The sequence below is a fragment of the Desulfovibrio sp. Fe33 genome (assembly GCF_028532725.1).
Classification (GTDB): domain Bacteria; phylum Desulfobacterota; class Desulfovibrionia; order Desulfovibrionales; family Desulfovibrionaceae; genus Pseudodesulfovibrio.
The window spans coordinates 88,160-103,171 of record NZ_JAQKGU010000005.1 but is presented as its reverse complement, the minus strand read 5'-3'; the positions used below and the strand labels follow the sequence as shown (position 1 = coordinate 103,171).

Here is a 15,012-nt window from a genome sequence, read left to right as displayed (position 1 = left end):
TCCCGGTTGGCTGGCGTAGCTCAATTGGTAGAGCAGCTGATTTGTAATCAGCCGGTTGCGGGTTCAAGTCCCATCGCCAGCTCCAGTAAGATAAAATGGTGGGGTTCCCGAGTGGCCAAAGGGAACAGACTGTAAATCTGTCGGCATTCGCCTTCGGAGGTTCAAATCCTCCCCCCACCACCACTTTTTTTCGAGTCACACTGTAGGAGGCGGCTTCAGGAGCTGCTGATGGACTACAGAGAGTGAGCGGGAATAGCTCAATTGGCTAGAGCATCAGCCTTCCAAGCTGAGGGTTGCGGGTTCGAGTCCCGTTTCCCGCTCCACTAAGCCTTCTCTCTCTTAATCCATCATTACAACAGTGAGTGGCTTTGCTCACGTAGCTCAGTCGGTAGAGCACATCCTTGGTAAGGATGAGGTCACCGGTTCAATTCCGGTCGTGAGCTCCAGAACGTTTTTTTGTTTTAGCGCTGTCAACAAGTATTTAGAAAATAGAAACCTACACAACTTTATTGATCCAGGGGGTTACTGAAATGGGTAAAGCTAAATTTGAACGTAGCAAGCCTCACGTCAACATCGGCACCATCGGTCACATCGACCATGGTAAGACCACGCTGACCGCTGCTATCACCAAGCTGGCCGCCATGGCCGGTCATGGCGAGTTCATTGCCTTCGACGAGATCGACAAGGCTCCTGAAGAAAAAGAGCGCGGCATCACCATCGCCACTTCCCACGTTGAGTACGAGACCGAAAAGCGTCACTATGCTCACGTGGACTGCCCCGGTCACGCCGACTACATCAAGAACATGATCACTGGCGCCGCCCAGATGGATGGCGCTATTCTGGTTTGCGCCGCCACCGACGGTCCCATGCCCCAGACTCGTGAGCACATCCTGCTCGCCCGTCAGGTCGGCGTGCCCGCCATGGTCGTCTTCATGAACAAGTGCGACATGGTCGACGACGAAGAGCTGCTGGAACTGGTCGAGCTCGAAATTCGCGAGCTGCTGTCCAAGTACGACTTCCCCGGCGACGACGTTCCGGTCATCCAGGGTTCCGCCCTGAAGGCCCTGGAATGCGAGTCCGTCGACGATCCTGCCGCCAAGCCGATCTTTGATCTGCTGGCCGCCTGCGACGAGTATATCCCCGAACCGGAGCGCGACATCGACATGCCGTTCCTGATGCCCGTTGAGGACGTCTTCTCCATCTCCGGCCGTGGTACCGTTATCACCGGTCGTGTGGAGCGCGGTGTCGTCAAGGTCGGCGACGAAATCGAAATCATCGGCATCAAGCCCACCATCAAGACCACCTGCACCGGTGTCGAGATGTTCCGCAAGCTGCTCGACCAGGGCCAGGCCGGTGACAACGTCGGTCTGCTGATCCGTGGCGTGAAGCGCGAGGAAGTGGAACGCGGCCAGGTTGCTGCCAAGCCCGGTTCCATCACCCCGCACACCAAGTTCAAGGCCGAAGTCTACGTCCTGTCCAAGGATGAAGGCGGCCGCCACACCCCGTTCTTCTCCGGCTACCGTCCGCAGTTCTACTTCCGTACGACCGACGTCACCGGCGTCGTCACCCTGGAAGAGGGCGTCGAAATGGTCATGCCCGGCGATAATGCCACCTTCAATGTTGAGATGATCGCCCCCATCGCCATGGAAGTCGGTCTGCGCTTCGCCATCCGCGAAGGCGGCCGCACCGTCGGTGCCGGTGTCGTCACCGAGATCACGGAGTAATCATGCGAGTCAACATTCAGCTGCAATGCACCGAGTGCAAGCGTAAGAATTACGCTACGCAGAAGAACAAGAAGAATACTACCGGACGTCTGGAAGTGTCCAAGTATTGTCCCTGGGACAAGAAGCACACTCTCCACAAAGAGTCCAAGTAGATTCGATAGAGCAGGGGCATAGTTCCAACGGCTAGAACGCCGGTCTCCAAAACCGGATGTTGGGGGTTCGAATCCCTCTGCCCCTGCCAACTAAGTCTTTGAAAGCGGTGCGGGGTCTTGCTCGTAAAACGGCAGGGCCCCGCCACATGCTCAATAATTTGGGATAAAGAGATATGGCCAAGAAGAAAGGCAAGAAGGTCGCTGAAAAGCCGACCGCACAGTCCCAGGCAGCCGGTCTGAAGGACAAGCTCACTGAACTCAAGGAGTTCTTTGAGGAGTCCAAAGTCGAGATCAAAAAGGTAGTCTGGCCGACCCGCAAGGAGACCGTCGCCACGTGCATCGCCGTGTTGGTCGTTTCCGTGGTCATCGCTCTCTACCTGGGCGTTGTGGATTTGGCGCTCTCCAAGATCGTCGAGGCCATCCTCTCCTAGGACCAAAGCTACTTGCAAAGGCTGGAACGCAACATGGATGCCATAATGGAACACGCAGCGCCTCGTGCACGCTGGTACATAGTTCACACCTACTCGGGTTTCGAGCAGCGTGTGGAACAGACCGTGCGTGAAATGATGCGCACCGGACAGGACAAGGGCCTTATTGAAGAAGTCGTTATGCCCACCGAAAAGATCGTCGAGATGGTCAAGGGTGAGCGGAAGACTTCGACCCGAAAGTTCTATCCGGGATACATCATGATCAAGATGATCCTGACCGACGATTCCTGGCATCTCATCCAGTCCATTCCGCGCGTGACGGGATTCGTAGGCGGCAAGAACCGCCCGGCCCCCATGCGCGATAGCGAGGCGGAGAACATCCTCAACATGATGGAGAGCCGCCAGGAAAAGCCCCGTCCCAAGTTCAACTTCGAACGCGGCGACGAGGTTCGGGTCATCGACGGCCCGTTTTCCGGGTTCAACGGTGTTGTGGAAGAAGTCAATTACGACAAGGGCAAGCTCAAAGTATCCGTCTCTATCTTCGGGCGTCAGACTCCTGTGGAGCTTGATTTTGTCCAGGTGGACAAGGGATAGCCCGGATTGTCGCTAACAGCGAAATTTCTCATCGAGGAATACAATGGCTAAGAAAGAATTAGGAAAGATCAAACTGCAGATTCCCGCTGGCAGTGCGAACCCTTCTCCGCCGGTTGGTCCGGCCCTGGGTCAGCACGGCGTGAACATCATGGAGTTCTGCAAGGCGTTTAACGCCAGAACGCAGGACCAGAAGGGTCTGATAATCCCGGTTGTCATCACCGTGTACGCGGACCGTTCCTTTGATTTCATCACCAAGACCCCTCCGGCTGCAGTGCTTCTGCTGAAGGCCGCCAAGCTTGAGAAGGGCTCCGGTGAACCGAACAAGGTCAAGGTCGGCAAGGTCACCAAGGCGCAGATCAAAGAGATCGCCGAGTTGAAGATGGCTGATTTGAACGCCAATGACATCGAGCACGCCATGCTTCAGATTGAGGGCACTGCCCGCAGCATGGGCCTCGAAGTCAAGGCCTAGTGAGGTGGAGAAGTATGCCTAAGCATGGAAAAAAATACCGCAACGCCGTGGGTGATCGCGACACCGCTGTGCGCGTCGATGTGGAAGAGGGCGTGAAGGCCGCTGTGGCCGCCGCCTACGCCAAGTTCGACGAGACCGTGGATGTGGCCATCAACCTGGGCGTCGATCCGAAATACTCCGATCAGATGATCCGCGGCGCCGTCAGCCTGCCCAACGGACTGGGCAAGGACATCCGCGTCGCCGTCTTCTGCCGGGGCGAAAAGGAAAACGAGGCCAAGGAAGCCGGTGCCGATTTCTACGGTTCCGACGATCTGGTCGAGAAGATCCAGTCCGGCTGGCTCGATTTCGACAAGGCCGTGGCGACCCCCGACATGATGGCCGTTGTCGGCAAGATCGGCCGCGTGCTCGGTCCCCGTGGGCTGATGCCCAACGCCAAGACCGGCACCGTGACCATGGATGTGGCCAAGGCCGTGTCCGAACTCAAGGCCGGTAAGGTCGAGTTCAAGGTCGACAAGGCCGGCGTGCTGCACGCCCCCATCGGTAAGGTCTCCTTCGGCCCCGAGAAGCTTCTCGAGAACCTCAAGGCTCTGCTGGATACCGTCATGCGCCTCAAGCCCTCCTCCGCGAAGGGCACCTACATGAAAGCGCTGGCTGTTTCGTCCACCATGGGCCCGGGTGTCAAGATCGACCCCCTGACGGTTCGCAAGTTTCTCGAAGCCTAATTAACCCAAGGAATGCCGGACCCCTTCGGGGGTCCAGTAGATAATCGCACGGAAGGTTGAGTCAGAGAAGGCAGGTGGGGCTGTGTCCCCTTAAAATCCTGCTCAGACAACGCTTTGACCTGCTTTCCGGGCCTAAGACGAGGAGTGGTAGATGAACAGGCAAGAAAAAGCCCAGATCATCGAGCAGCTGCACGAAAAAGCTTCGCGCGCCAGCATCGCCGTCGTCACCGACTTCAAGGGCATGACCGTTGAGGAAATGACCCAGTTGCGCTCCAAGTGCTACGAAGTCGGCGTCGATTACCAAGTCGTCAAGAATACCCTGGCCCGGTTGGCTCTCAATGACACCGATCATGGTGTATTGAGCGAACACCTTAAAGAGAACTGCGCCATTGCGCTCGGGTACGATGATCCCATCGCCCTGGCAAAGGCGCTGTCCGATTACGCCAAGACGAACAAAAAGTTCGCCATGCGTTTCGGCACTCTCGAAGGCCAATTTCTTGACAGCGACGCCGTGAAGGAACTCGCCAAGATGCCCAGCAAGCCTGAGCTCTTGAGTTCCCTCCTCGGCACGATGCAGGCCGTACCTCGCAATTTCGTCTGTCTGTTCGCCAACATCGAGCGCAAGTTCCTGTATGCCTTGACCGCCATCAAGGAACAGAAGGAAGCCGCGTAAAACCAAGGTTCAAAGCGAATCAATTTCAAGGAGATTCATCATGGCTGATATCACCAAAGAGCAGGTTGTCGAATTCATCGGCAACATGACCGTTCTGGAACTTTCCGAATTCATCAAGGAACTCGAAGACGTGTTCGGCGTCGAGGCTGCCGCTCCGGCTGCCGCCGTGATCGCCGCTCCGGCCGCCGGTGGCGAAGCCGCCGCCGAGGAAGAGAAGACCGAGTTTGACGTCGTCCTGACCTCCGCCGGCAGCAACAAGATTGCCGTCATCAAGGCCGTCCGCGCCCTGACCGGTCTGGGCCTGAAGGAAGCCAAGGCTTTGGTTGACGAAGCTCCGAAGGCCCTGAAGGAAGGCGTCTCCAAGGATGAGGCCGACGACGCTGCCAAGCAGCTTCAGGAAGCCGGCGCCGAAGTTGAAGTCAAGTAACTTCAACGCCTTAAGCTAACATAGCGAAGAGCGCTCGCCCTCTTGAAAAGGGCGTTGCGCTCTTTGCTCTGTATGTATATATAATCGTTTAATCGCCTTTCGACATTGGGTTTCAGCGCTGTATGATGCGAATCTGCTCCTCGTCGGTGCGCCGGGTTTTTGGTTCCGGCTGCAGCTTATCTACCCAATTTCCGCATCGGTCTTTCTAACAGGCCGTTGCGCCAGACAGAGGGTAAGGGCTCCCCGCCCCGCGCCCCAACCATCAACCGCTCATGCATGAGGGTACAATGGGTCAACTGAGAAAAAAATTCGGCAAAATCGTCAACACGCTCCCCATCCCGCATCTGCTGGAGCTCCAGGTGGATTCGTACAATCGTTTCCTCCAGGCAGAGACCCCGCCGGCCAGCCGGGGCGACTTCGGGCTTGAGGGCGTGTTCAGGTCCGTTTTTCCCATTGAAGATTTCAACAAGACCGCTAGCCTTGATTTCGTGTCCTATGAAATCGGCGAACCAAAATACGACGTCGATGAGTGCATCTCCAAGGGTTTGACCTTTGAGACGCCCATCCGTATCACCGTCCGTCTCGTAGTTTTTGACGTGGATGAAGAGACCGACAACCGCACGATTCGCGACATCAAGGAACAGGACATATACTTCGGCACGCTTCCGCTGATGACAGAGAAGGGCACCTATGTCATCAACGGCACCGAGCGCGTCATCGTCAACCAGCTGCAGCGCTCCCCGGGCATCATCTTTGAACATGACTCGGGCAAGTCGCACTCCAGCCGCAAGGTCCTTTATTCGAGCCGCATCATTCCCATGCGCGGCTCCTGGCTCGACTTCGATTTCGACCACAAGGATATTCTGTACGTCCGCATCGACCGCCGCCGCAAGATGCCCGTGACCATTCTGCTGAAGGCCATGGGGCTCTCCCGCGCGGATATTCTCGACTACTTCTACGATGTCGAATCCTACACCTTGCTGAAGAACAAGGTCATGCGCACGGTTGTGGCCGAGCAGTATCGCAAGGAAGTCGCCTATACCGACGTCGAAGTGGACGGCAAAGTCCTCCTTAAAAAGGGCGTCGATATCACCAGGGGCGCCTGGAAGAAGCTCGTGCGCCACGAAGTGAAGACCATCGAGGTCGATCCCACTTCCCTGGTAGGCCTGTTCCTGGCCCGCGACATCGTGGACAAGAACGGCGAGGTCATCGCCGAGGCCGCCGAAGAAGTGACTCAGGATCTCGTCGATCGCCTTCGCGACGCCAAGATCAAGGATCTTGAAGTCCTGCATACGCACGGCATGGAGGTTTCCTCTTCCCTGCGCGACACCCTGCTGCTCGACAAGACCACGGACATGGAGTCCGCGCAGATCGAGATTTACCGCAGGTTGCGTCCGAGCTCGCCGCCGACTCCCGAGATTGCCGCCAGCTTCTTCGAGAACCTGTTCCGGTCTTCCGATTATTACGATCTCTCCAGCGTGGGCCGCTACAAGCTCAATGCCCGCCTGAACCAGGAAGTGGACCTTTCCATCCGCACCCTGACCAACGAGGACATTCTCCTCGCGGTCAAGGAACTGATGCGCCTCAAGGACTCCCACGGCCCGGCCGACGACATCGACCATCTGGGCAACCGCCGCGTTCGTCCCGTGGGCGAACTGGTGGAAAACCAGTACCGCATCGGCCTCGTCCGCATGGAGCGCGCCATCAAGGAGCGCATGTCCCTGCAGGAAGTGGCCACCCTGATGCCCCATGATCTGATCAACCCCAAGCCGGTTGCCGCCGTGCTCAAGGAGTTCTTCGGAACTTCCCAGCTCAGCCAGTTCATGGACCAGACCAACCCGCTTTCCGAGGTTACTCACAAGCGCCGCCTGTCGGCCTTGGGACCCGGCGGCCTGACCCGCGAGCGTGCGGGCTTCGAAGTGCGCGACGTGCACACTTCGCACTACGGCCGTATCTGCCCCATTGAGACCCCGGAAGGCCCGAACATCGGTCTGATCGTCTCCCTGACCACCTACGCCAAGGTCAACGACTACGGTTTCATCGAGACTCCGTACCGCAAAGTGGTAGACAAGAAGATCACTAACGAAGTCAACTACATGGACGCCTCCAAAGAGGCCAAGGAAGTTGTGGCTCAGGCCAACGCTCCCCTGGACAAGAACGGCGTCTTCCTCAACGCCCGCGTCAATGCGCGTCTGGCTGGCGATGTTCAGCTGACCGCGGCCGAGGACGTTACCTGCATGGACATCAGCCCGAGCCAGACGGTTTCCATCTCGGCCGCGCTGATTCCCTTCCTGGAGCACGATGACGCCAACCGCGCGCTCATGGGTTCCAACATGATGCGTCAGGCCGTGCCCCTTCTCCAGGCCGAGGAGCCGCTTGTCGGCACCGACATGGAAGGCCCGGTCGCGCGCGACTCCGGGGCCTGCGTATTGGCCCAGGAAGACGGCATCATCCACTACGTGGACGCCGAACGCATCATCATCAATTACGACAACGGCTTGTACCCCAACACCGGCGGTTCCAAGCATTACGAGCTGCAGAAGTGGCACAAGTCCAACCAGAACTCCTGCTTCGGCCAGACGCCTCGCGTCCAGGTCGGGCAGCGGGTCAAGAAGGGCGATGTCCTGGCTGACGGTCCGGGCATCGACCACGGCGAGCTTGCCCTCGGCAAGAACCTGCTGGTTGCCTTCATGCCCTGGTGCGGCTTCAACTACGAAGACTCCGTTCTTATCTCCGAGCGTATGGTGAAGGAGGATGTCTATACCTCCATCCACATCGAGGAGTTCGAACTGGTTGCTCGCGACACCAAACTCGGACCCGAGGAAATTACTCGAGACATCTCCAACGTTTCCGAAGAGATGCTCCGTAACCTCGACGAATGCGGCATCATCCGCATCGGCGCCCGGATCAAACCGGACGACATCATGGTCGGCAAGATCACGCCCAAGGGCGAGACTCAGCTTACCCCCGAGGAAAAGCTGCTTCGCGCCATCTTCGGCGACAAGGCCCGCGACGTGAAAAACACGTCCCTGAAGGTTCCGCCGGGAATCGCAGGCACCATCGTCGACGTGAAGGTCTTCAACCGCCGTTCCGGCGAGAAGGATGACCGCACCAAGGCTATCGAGGACGCCGAACTGGCCGCCTTCGACGTCAAGGAGCAGAAGCACGTCGCCGCTTTGACCGACGCCATTCGCGAGAAGGTCTGGACCGTGCTCGAGGGCGCGACGCTGAAGAAGGATCTCGCCGGTCCCAAGAAGGCTACTCTGGGCAAGACCGGGGAGATTATCGATCGCGAGTCCGTGGATTCCGTTCCGGTCAAGAAGCTCATCGGCCTGTTCGACCGCGAGGTCAACGACCAGCTCAAGCTGATCGTGGCCGACTACGAACAGCAGATCGCCTTCATCAAGAACATCTATGATGTGAAGCGCGAGAAAGTGACCGAGGGCGATGATCTGCCTCCGGGCGTCATCAAGATGGTCAAGGTCTACGTCGCCGTTAAGCGTAAGCTTTCCGTGGGCGACAAGATGGCCGGCCGTCACGGCAACAAGGGTGTCGTGTCCTGCATCCTGCCCGAAGAGGACATGCCGTTCTTCGAGGACGGTACTCCCATGGACATCGTTCTGAACCCCCTGGGCGTTCCTTCCCGTATGAACATCGGGCAGATCATGGAAACGCACCTGGGTATGGCCGGACGTAAGCTCGGCCAGCAGGTCCAGGCGATGCTTGAGGAGAGCGAGAACTCCATTGCCTCCATCCGCAAGGAGGTCAAGGCGATCCTTGACACCGGCGACATGGACGAGTTGATCGACTCCATGTCCGACGAGGAGTTCGTGGACGCGGTCAAGAAGCTCAAGAACGGCATCGTCGCGAAGACCCCGGTCTTCGACGGAGCCGAGGAAGAGGGCATCTGGGGCTGGCTGGAAAAGGCCGGTCTCGCTTCGGACGGCAAGTTCATCCTGTATGACGGCCGTACCGGCGAACCGTTCCACAACCGGGTCACGGTGGGCATCATGTACTACCTCAAGCTGCACCACCTGGTTGATGAGAAGATTCACGCCCGCTCCACCGGTCCTTACTCCCTGGTTACGCAACAGCCCCTGGGCGGTAAGGCTCAGTTCGGCGGCCAGCGCTTGGGTGAGATGGAAGTCTGGGCCCTCGAGGCCTATGGCGCCGCCTATCTTCTGCAGGAATTCCTGACCGTCAAATCCGATGACGTGCAGGGCCGCGTGAAGATGTACGAGAAGATCGTCAAGGGCGACAACTTCCTGGAAGCCGGTCTGCCGGAATCCTTCAACGTCCTGGTCAAGGAACTCATGTCGCTGGGTCTTGATGTGACCCTGCACTACGAGGACCGCAAGCGTCCCGGTCAGCCGCAGCAGCCCGTAGCCGTTCCGGCGGGGCCCCAGCCGCTGGTGGACTAGGCCCGGACAAACAAGGTAATTGGCCCGGCCGGTCGTATCCGACCGGCCGGGCATGATATAACTTTTTACGATAGGGGATATCCATGACGTTGGACGATCTGTTCACCTTGCGTGGAGCGCCGAATGCGGCTGCCCAAGGCCGTAACCTGAAGGCTATCCAGATATCCATCGCCTCGCCCGAGACCATTCGCGAGTGGTCCTACGGCGAGGTCAAGAAGCCCGAGACCATCAACTACCGAACCTTCAAGCCGGAGCGTGATGGACTTTTCTGCGCCAAAATCTTCGGTCCCGTGAAGGACTACGAGTGCAACTGCGGCAAGTACAAGCGCATGAAGCACCGCGGCATCGTCTGCGAAAAGTGCGGCGTTGAGGTCATCGCTTCCAAGGTTCGCCGCGAGCGCATGGGACATATCGAACTGGCCGCGCCCGTGGCGCATATCTGGTTCCTGAAGACGCTGCCGTCCAAGATCGGCACGTTGCTCGACATCACCATGGCCGACCTGGAAAAGGTCCTGTACTTTGACTCCTACATCGTGCTTGATCCGGGCGAGACCCCGCTCAAGCTGCATCAGGTGGTCAGCGAGGATCAGTACTTCCAGGTCATCGACCACTTTGGTGAAGACGCCCTGACCGTGGGCATGGGCGCGGAGACCGTTCGCACCATGCTCCAGGCCCTGGATCTGCCGACCCTGCGTACCGAGTTGCGCGAGGAGTCCCAGACCACCCGGTCGCAGACCAAGAAGAAGAAAATCACCAAACGGCTCAAGATTGTCGAGGCCTTCCTGGAGTCCGGCAACAAGCCCGAGTGGATGATCATGGAAGTGATTCCCATCATTCCGCCCGAGCTGCGCCCGCTGGTCCCCCTGGACGGCGGCCGTTTCGCCACCTCCGACCTCAACGACCTGTACCGCCGCGTCATCAACCGCAACAACCGGTTGAAGAGGCTGCTTGAACTCGGCGCGCCCGAAATCATCATCCGCAACGAAAAGCGCATGTTGCAGGAGGCCGTCGACGCCCTGTTCGACAACGGCCGCCGCGGCCGCGCCATCACCGGCACCAACGGCCGTCCGCTCAAGTCCCTGTCCGACATGATCAAGGGCAAGCAGGGCCGGTTCCGTCAGAACCTGCTCGGCAAGCGCGTCGACTACTCCGGCCGTTCGGTCATCGTTGTCGGCCCGAAGCTGAAGCTGCACCAGTGCGGCCTGCCCAAGAAGATGGCTTTGGAGCTGTTCAAGCCGTTCATTTATTCCGAGTTGGAAAAGCGCGAAATCGCCACCACCATCAAATCGGCGAAGAAAATGGTCGAGCGCGAAGACCTGGTCGTCTGGGATATCCTGGAGGACGTGGTTCGCGAGTACCCGATCATGCTCAACCGCGCGCCGACCCTGCACCGCCTCGGCATTCAGGCCTTTGAGCCGCTGCTCGTCGAGGGCAAGGCCATTCAGCTGCACCCGCTCGTGTGTTCCGCCTACAACGCGGACTTCGACGGCGACCAGATGGCTGTGCACGTGCCGCTTTCCGTCGAGGCGCAGATCGAGTGCCGCGTGCTGATGATGTCTTCCAACAACATCCTCAGCCCGTCCAACGGATCGCCGATCATCAACCCGTCGCAGGATATCGTCCTTGGTCTGTACTACCTGACCACGCCGCGTTCCTTCGAAAAGGGCGAGGGCATGATCTTCTCCTCCCCGGAAGAGGTCATCTCCGCGTACGACTTCGGCGCAGTGGGCATTCATGCCAGCATCAAGGTGCGTATCGACGGCGAGATCGTCGAGACCACCACCGGCCGCATCATCGTTTCCGAGCTGCTGCCCGAGAATGTCCCGTTCGAGCTGGTCAACACCGTTCTGAACAAGAAGAACATCGCCGCCCTGGTTTCCGGCGCCTACCGTCTGGCGGGCACCAAGGCCACGGTCATCCTCTGCGACCGCATCAAGGACCTGGGCTACGAGTTCGCCACCCGCGCGGGTGTGACCATCGGCGTCAAGGACCTCAAGATCCCGGACAACAAGCCCAAGATGCTGGCCACGGCCAACGCCGAGGTGGACGAGATCGAGAACCAGTTCCAGGACGGCATCATCACCCGCACCGAGAAATACAACAAGGTCGTCGACGTCTGGACCAAGGTGACCAACGACATCTCCAATGAAATGATGAAGGAGATGTCCACCGACATCCTGACCGACCCCAAGACGGGCAAGACCGAAGTCAATTCGAGCTTCAACCCGATCTACATGATGGCCACCTCGGGCGCTCGAGGCAACCAGGACCAGATGCGTCAGTTGGCCGGTATGCGCGGCCTCATGGCCAAGCCTTCGGGCGAGATCATCGAGACCCCGATCACCGCGTCCTTCCGCGAAGGCCTCTCCGTCCTGCAGTACTTCATCTCCACCCACGGCGCACGAAAGGGTCTGGCCGATACCGCGCTCAAGACCGCGAACTCCGGTTATCTGACCCGTCGCCTGGTCGACGTCGTCCAGGACGTGACCGTGTCCGAGCTGGACTGCGGCACCGTGGACGGCCTGGAGCTGACCCACTACATCAAGGGCGGCGAGATCAAGCAGCGCCTGGCCGAGCGTGTTCTTGGCCGCGTGACCATGTTCGATACCTATGACGAGGAGACCGGTGAACTGGTCGTCCCCGCAAACACCATGATCGACGACGAGTACGCCAAGAAGCTGGACGCTTCCGGCGTGAACTCCATCGTCATCCGCTCGGGTCTGACCTGCAAGGCCGCGCACGGCGTCTGCGCCATGTGCTACGGCCGCGACCTGGCCCGCGGACATCTGGTCAACGTCGGTGAGACCGTCGGCATCATCGCCGCCCAGTCCATCGGCGAGCCCGGCACTCAGCTGACCATGCGTACCTTCCACATCGGTGGTACCGCATCCAAGGAAATCGAGTCCTCCAGCATCGAATCGCAGCACAACGGCCGCGTCATCACTTCGCGTATGCGTACCGTCGTCAACGCCGACGGCGACAAGATGGTGCTCGGCAAGAGCTGCCAGGTCGGCATTGTCGACGAGCAGGGCCGCGAGCGCGAGAAGTACGTGCTGCCTTCCGGCGCGCGTCTGTTGGTTGATGAAGGACAGGAGGTCAAGAAGGGCACTCCTCTGGCCGAATGGGATCCGTACATGGAGCCGTTCATTGTCGACGTGTCCGGTACCATCAAGTTCAAGGATATCATCGAAGGGAAGACAGTCCAGGAGGACCGTACCTCCAAGGCGTCCTTCACCATCATGGAATACCGTACGACCAACTACCGTCCGGCCGTGACCATGTTGGGCGAGGACGGCAAGGCCGTGCACAGGCCCGGCACCGACATCGACGCCAACTTCGCCATGCCCGTGGGTGCCATTCTCATGGTCAAGGACGGCGACAAGGTCCGCGCGGGCGACGTCATTGCACGTAAGCCGCGTGAATCCTCCAAGACCAAGGACATCGTCGGCGGTCTGCCGCGCGTCGCCGAGCTCTTCGAAGTGCGCAAGCCCAAGGATCTGGGCGTGCTCTCGTCCATCGACGGTGTCGTCACCTTCGGTCCCGAGACCAAGGGCAAGCGCAAGGTCGTCGTTACTCCCGAGACCGGTGATTCCCAGGAATTCCTCATTCCCAAGGGCAAGCACATTACGGTTCAGGAGTCCGACTTCGTCGAGGCCGGCGACCTGCTGACCGAAGGCTCCCCGGAGCTGCACGATATCCTGCGGATCAAGGGCGAGAAGTTCCTGGCCCGCTACCTGGTCGAGGAAATCCAGGACGTGTACCGGTTCCAGGGCGTTAACATCAACGACAAGCACATCGAAATCATCGTGCGCCAGATGCTCAAGAAGGTCTCCATCCTGAACCCCGGTTCCACTTCCTTCCTCATGGGAGAGCAGGTGGACAAGCAGCGGTTCATGGAGGAGAACTCCAAGGTTGTCGCCGAGGGCGGAACGCCCGCCGTGGCCGAAACCCTGGTGCTTGGCATCACCCAGGCCTCGCTGTCCACGGACTCCTTCATCTCGGCCGCTTCGTTCCAGGAGACTACCAAGGTCCTGACCGAGGCCTCGCTGAAGGGCAAGTCCGACCAGCTTCGCGGCTTGAAGGAAAACGTTATCGTGGGTCGGTTGGTGCCCGCCGGAACCGGCTTCCGCAAGTATACGGATGCCGAGATCAGCGTTCCCGACCAGACCGAACGCCCCGACAAATTCCTGGAGGAGCTGGAGGAAAGACCGCTTCTCGTGGATGCGCAGTCGGTGTAGCGCTGTAGGGATTATCGCCCTCAGCAATTGATATAATGGATTGAAAAAGTTGGAGAGGCCCGGCCTCTCCAACTTTTTTAAAGGCCTTGGCCGAAAAGTACATCCAAAGTTCGGGCGAAACACCTTGACAACGCCCGGCTGAATGGAGTACTTCCGGTCCTCTTTGCGCATGATTTGCGCACAGGTAGCGTATTAACTAATGATTGGAGGATGAATGCCCACCATTAACCAGCTCATCCGCAAAGGGCGCGAAGCGCAGCCCAAGCGGAAGAAGACCCCGGCCCTGATGGAATGCCCTCAGCGCCGTGGTGTTTGCACCAGGGTGTACACCACGACCCCGAAGAAGCCGAACTCCGCACTTCGTAAGGTCGCCCGTGTGCGCCTCACCAACGGAATGGAAGTCACCGCCTATATCGGTGGTGAAGGCCATAACCTGCAGGAACACTCCGTGGTTCTGATCCGCGGCGGCCGTGTAAAGGACCTTCCCGGTGTCCGTTACCACATCGTCCGCGGTACTCTCGATACCTCCGGTGTCGACGATCGTCGCCGCGGCCGTTCCAAGTACGGCACCAAGCGCCCGAAATAAGGTTATAGCCTCATTTTCATTGCCCGGGGAGGGATGACAAAGTAGGGCGGAGGCTGCCCGAAATAATGTCCCCCCGGCCGAAACTCAAGGAGAAAAAAATGCCTCGCAAAGGTCCTGTCGCCAAGCGGCAGATCCTGCCGGATCCCGTATACGGCAGCAAGCTCATCACTCGCTTCATCAACCGTCTGATGCTGGACGGCAAGAAGTCTACTGCGGAAAGAATTTTCTACAAGGCCATCGACATCCTGGCCGAGAAGACGAACGAAGATCCCCTGCGCGCTTTTGAAAAGTGCCTCGAAAACATCCGTCCTGCTCTGGAAGTCAAGTCCCGCCGTGTCGGCGGTGCCACTTACCAGGTGCCCATGGAAGTTCGTCCCGACCGTCAGACCGCCCTGGCTATTCGCTGGGCTATCGCCTACGCCCGCGGCCGTGGCGAGAAGGGCATGGTTGCCCGCCTGTCCGGCGAATTGCTGGACGCTTACAACAACCGTGGCGGCGCTGTGAAGAAGCGCGAAGATACCCACAAGATGGCTGAAGCCAACAAGGCTTTCGCTCACTACCGTTGGTAGTCACGGAGT

General features: G+C 58.9%; 12 protein-coding genes and 5 tRNA genes. All 17 read left to right on the top strand.

What is annotated here, in order from left to right; all coding sequences use genetic code 11:
- Positions 1-9: 9 nt before the first annotated feature.
- The 17 genes from PSN43_RS08720 to rpsG all read left to right on the top strand — a co-directional run bounded on the left by PSN43_RS08720 (position 10) and on the right by rpsG (position 15,003).
- Positions 10-85: transfer RNA gene (locus PSN43_RS08720), tRNA-Thr, on the top strand.
- Between the two features lie 12 nt (positions 86-97).
- Positions 98-183 (top strand) — tRNA-Tyr (locus tag PSN43_RS08715).
- A gap of 63 nt (positions 184-246) precedes the next feature.
- Positions 247-323, top strand: a tRNA-Gly gene (locus tag PSN43_RS08710).
- 47 nt (positions 324-370) lie between these two features.
- Positions 371-446 (top strand) — tRNA-Thr (locus tag PSN43_RS08705).
- Between the two features lie 84 nt (positions 447-530).
- Positions 531-1,724, top strand: coding sequence for an elongation factor Tu (gene tuf, locus PSN43_RS08700; RefSeq protein ID WP_272700332.1), 1,194 nt, complete (start codon positions 531-533; stop codon positions 1,722-1,724).
- 2 nt (positions 1,725-1,726) lie between these two features.
- Entirely contained in the window at positions 1,727-1,876 is a 150-nt protein-coding gene (rpmG, locus tag PSN43_RS08695; protein ID WP_269941391.1) for a 50S ribosomal protein L33, read from the top strand.
- Positions 1,877-1,888: 12 nt separating this feature from the next.
- Positions 1,889-1,965 (top strand) — tRNA-Trp (locus PSN43_RS08690).
- Between the two features lie 84 nt (positions 1,966-2,049).
- Positions 2,050-2,307 (top strand): preprotein translocase subunit SecE, encoded by a 258-nt coding sequence (gene secE, locus PSN43_RS08685; protein ID WP_272700331.1) that lies wholly within the window; start codon positions 2,050-2,052, stop codon positions 2,305-2,307.
- Positions 2,308-2,340: 33 nt separating this feature from the next.
- Positions 2,341-2,898: a transcription termination/antitermination protein NusG gene (gene nusG / locus PSN43_RS08680; RefSeq protein WP_272700330.1), complete on the top strand. Its 558-nt coding sequence runs from the start codon at positions 2,341-2,343 to the stop codon at positions 2,896-2,898.
- 43 nt (positions 2,899-2,941) lie between these two features.
- On the top strand, positions 2,942-3,367 hold the full coding sequence (gene rplK / locus PSN43_RS08675; protein WP_272700329.1) for a 50S ribosomal protein L11: 426 nt from the start codon (positions 2,942-2,944) through the stop codon (positions 3,365-3,367).
- A gap of 14 nt (positions 3,368-3,381) precedes the next feature.
- Positions 3,382-4,089 (top strand): 50S ribosomal protein L1, encoded by a 708-nt coding sequence (gene rplA / locus PSN43_RS08670; protein WP_272700328.1) that lies wholly within the window; start codon positions 3,382-3,384, stop codon positions 4,087-4,089.
- A 151-nt stretch (positions 4,090-4,240) separates the two neighbouring features.
- A complete protein-coding gene (gene rplJ / locus PSN43_RS08665; protein WP_272700327.1) occupies positions 4,241-4,762 on the top strand; it encodes a 50S ribosomal protein L10 in 522 nt (173 codons plus the stop codon).
- Positions 4,763-4,802: 40 nt separating this feature from the next.
- Positions 4,803-5,189 carry a 50S ribosomal protein L7/L12 gene (gene rplL, locus PSN43_RS08660; protein ID WP_272700326.1) on the top strand — a complete coding sequence of 129 codons (387 nt, stop codon included), beginning with the start codon at positions 4,803-4,805 and terminating at the stop codon, positions 5,187-5,189.
- 287 nt (positions 5,190-5,476) lie between these two features.
- Positions 5,477-9,610 (top strand): DNA-directed RNA polymerase subunit beta, encoded by a 4,134-nt coding sequence (rpoB, locus tag PSN43_RS08655; RefSeq protein ID WP_272700325.1) that lies wholly within the window; start codon positions 5,477-5,479, stop codon positions 9,608-9,610.
- A gap of 83 nt (positions 9,611-9,693) precedes the next feature.
- The gene (rpoC, locus tag PSN43_RS08650) at positions 9,694-13,848 is read left to right on the top strand and encodes a DNA-directed RNA polymerase subunit beta' (protein ID WP_272700324.1); all 4,155 of its coding nucleotides are present in this window, start codon (positions 9,694-9,696) and stop codon (positions 13,846-13,848) included.
- A 214-nt stretch (positions 13,849-14,062) separates the two neighbouring features.
- Entirely contained in the window at positions 14,063-14,434 is a 372-nt protein-coding gene (gene rpsL, locus PSN43_RS08645) for a 30S ribosomal protein S12 (protein ID WP_014324023.1), read from the top strand.
- A 98-nt stretch (positions 14,435-14,532) separates the two neighbouring features.
- The gene (gene rpsG, locus PSN43_RS08640) at positions 14,533-15,003 is read left to right on the top strand and encodes a 30S ribosomal protein S7 (RefSeq protein WP_272700323.1); all 471 of its coding nucleotides are present in this window, start codon (positions 14,533-14,535) and stop codon (positions 15,001-15,003) included.
- Positions 15,004-15,012 lie beyond the last annotated feature (9 nt).

Coding starts and splice junctions, on each gene's coding strand:
- tuf (WP_272700332.1), top strand. CDS start 531: ATGGGTAAAGCTAAATTTGAACGTAGCAAGCCTCACGTCAACATCGGC.
- rpmG (WP_269941391.1), top strand. CDS start 1,727: ATGCGAGTCAACATTCAGCTGCAATGCACCGAGTGCAAGCGTAAGAAT.
- secE (WP_272700331.1), top strand. CDS start 2,050: ATGGCCAAGAAGAAAGGCAAGAAGGTCGCTGAAAAGCCGACCGCACAG.
- nusG (WP_272700330.1), top strand. CDS start 2,341: ATGGATGCCATAATGGAACACGCAGCGCCTCGTGCACGCTGGTACATA.
- rplK (WP_272700329.1), top strand. CDS start 2,942: ATGGCTAAGAAAGAATTAGGAAAGATCAAACTGCAGATTCCCGCTGGC.
- rplA (WP_272700328.1), top strand. CDS start 3,382: ATGCCTAAGCATGGAAAAAAATACCGCAACGCCGTGGGTGATCGCGAC.
- rplJ (WP_272700327.1), top strand. CDS start 4,241: ATGAACAGGCAAGAAAAAGCCCAGATCATCGAGCAGCTGCACGAAAAA.
- rplL (WP_272700326.1), top strand. CDS start 4,803: ATGGCTGATATCACCAAAGAGCAGGTTGTCGAATTCATCGGCAACATG.
- rpoB (WP_272700325.1), top strand. CDS start 5,477: ATGGGTCAACTGAGAAAAAAATTCGGCAAAATCGTCAACACGCTCCCC.
- rpoC (WP_272700324.1), top strand. CDS start 9,694: ATGACGTTGGACGATCTGTTCACCTTGCGTGGAGCGCCGAATGCGGCT.
- rpsL (WP_014324023.1), top strand. CDS start 14,063: ATGCCCACCATTAACCAGCTCATCCGCAAAGGGCGCGAAGCGCAGCCC.
- rpsG (WP_272700323.1), top strand. CDS start 14,533: ATGCCTCGCAAAGGTCCTGTCGCCAAGCGGCAGATCCTGCCGGATCCC.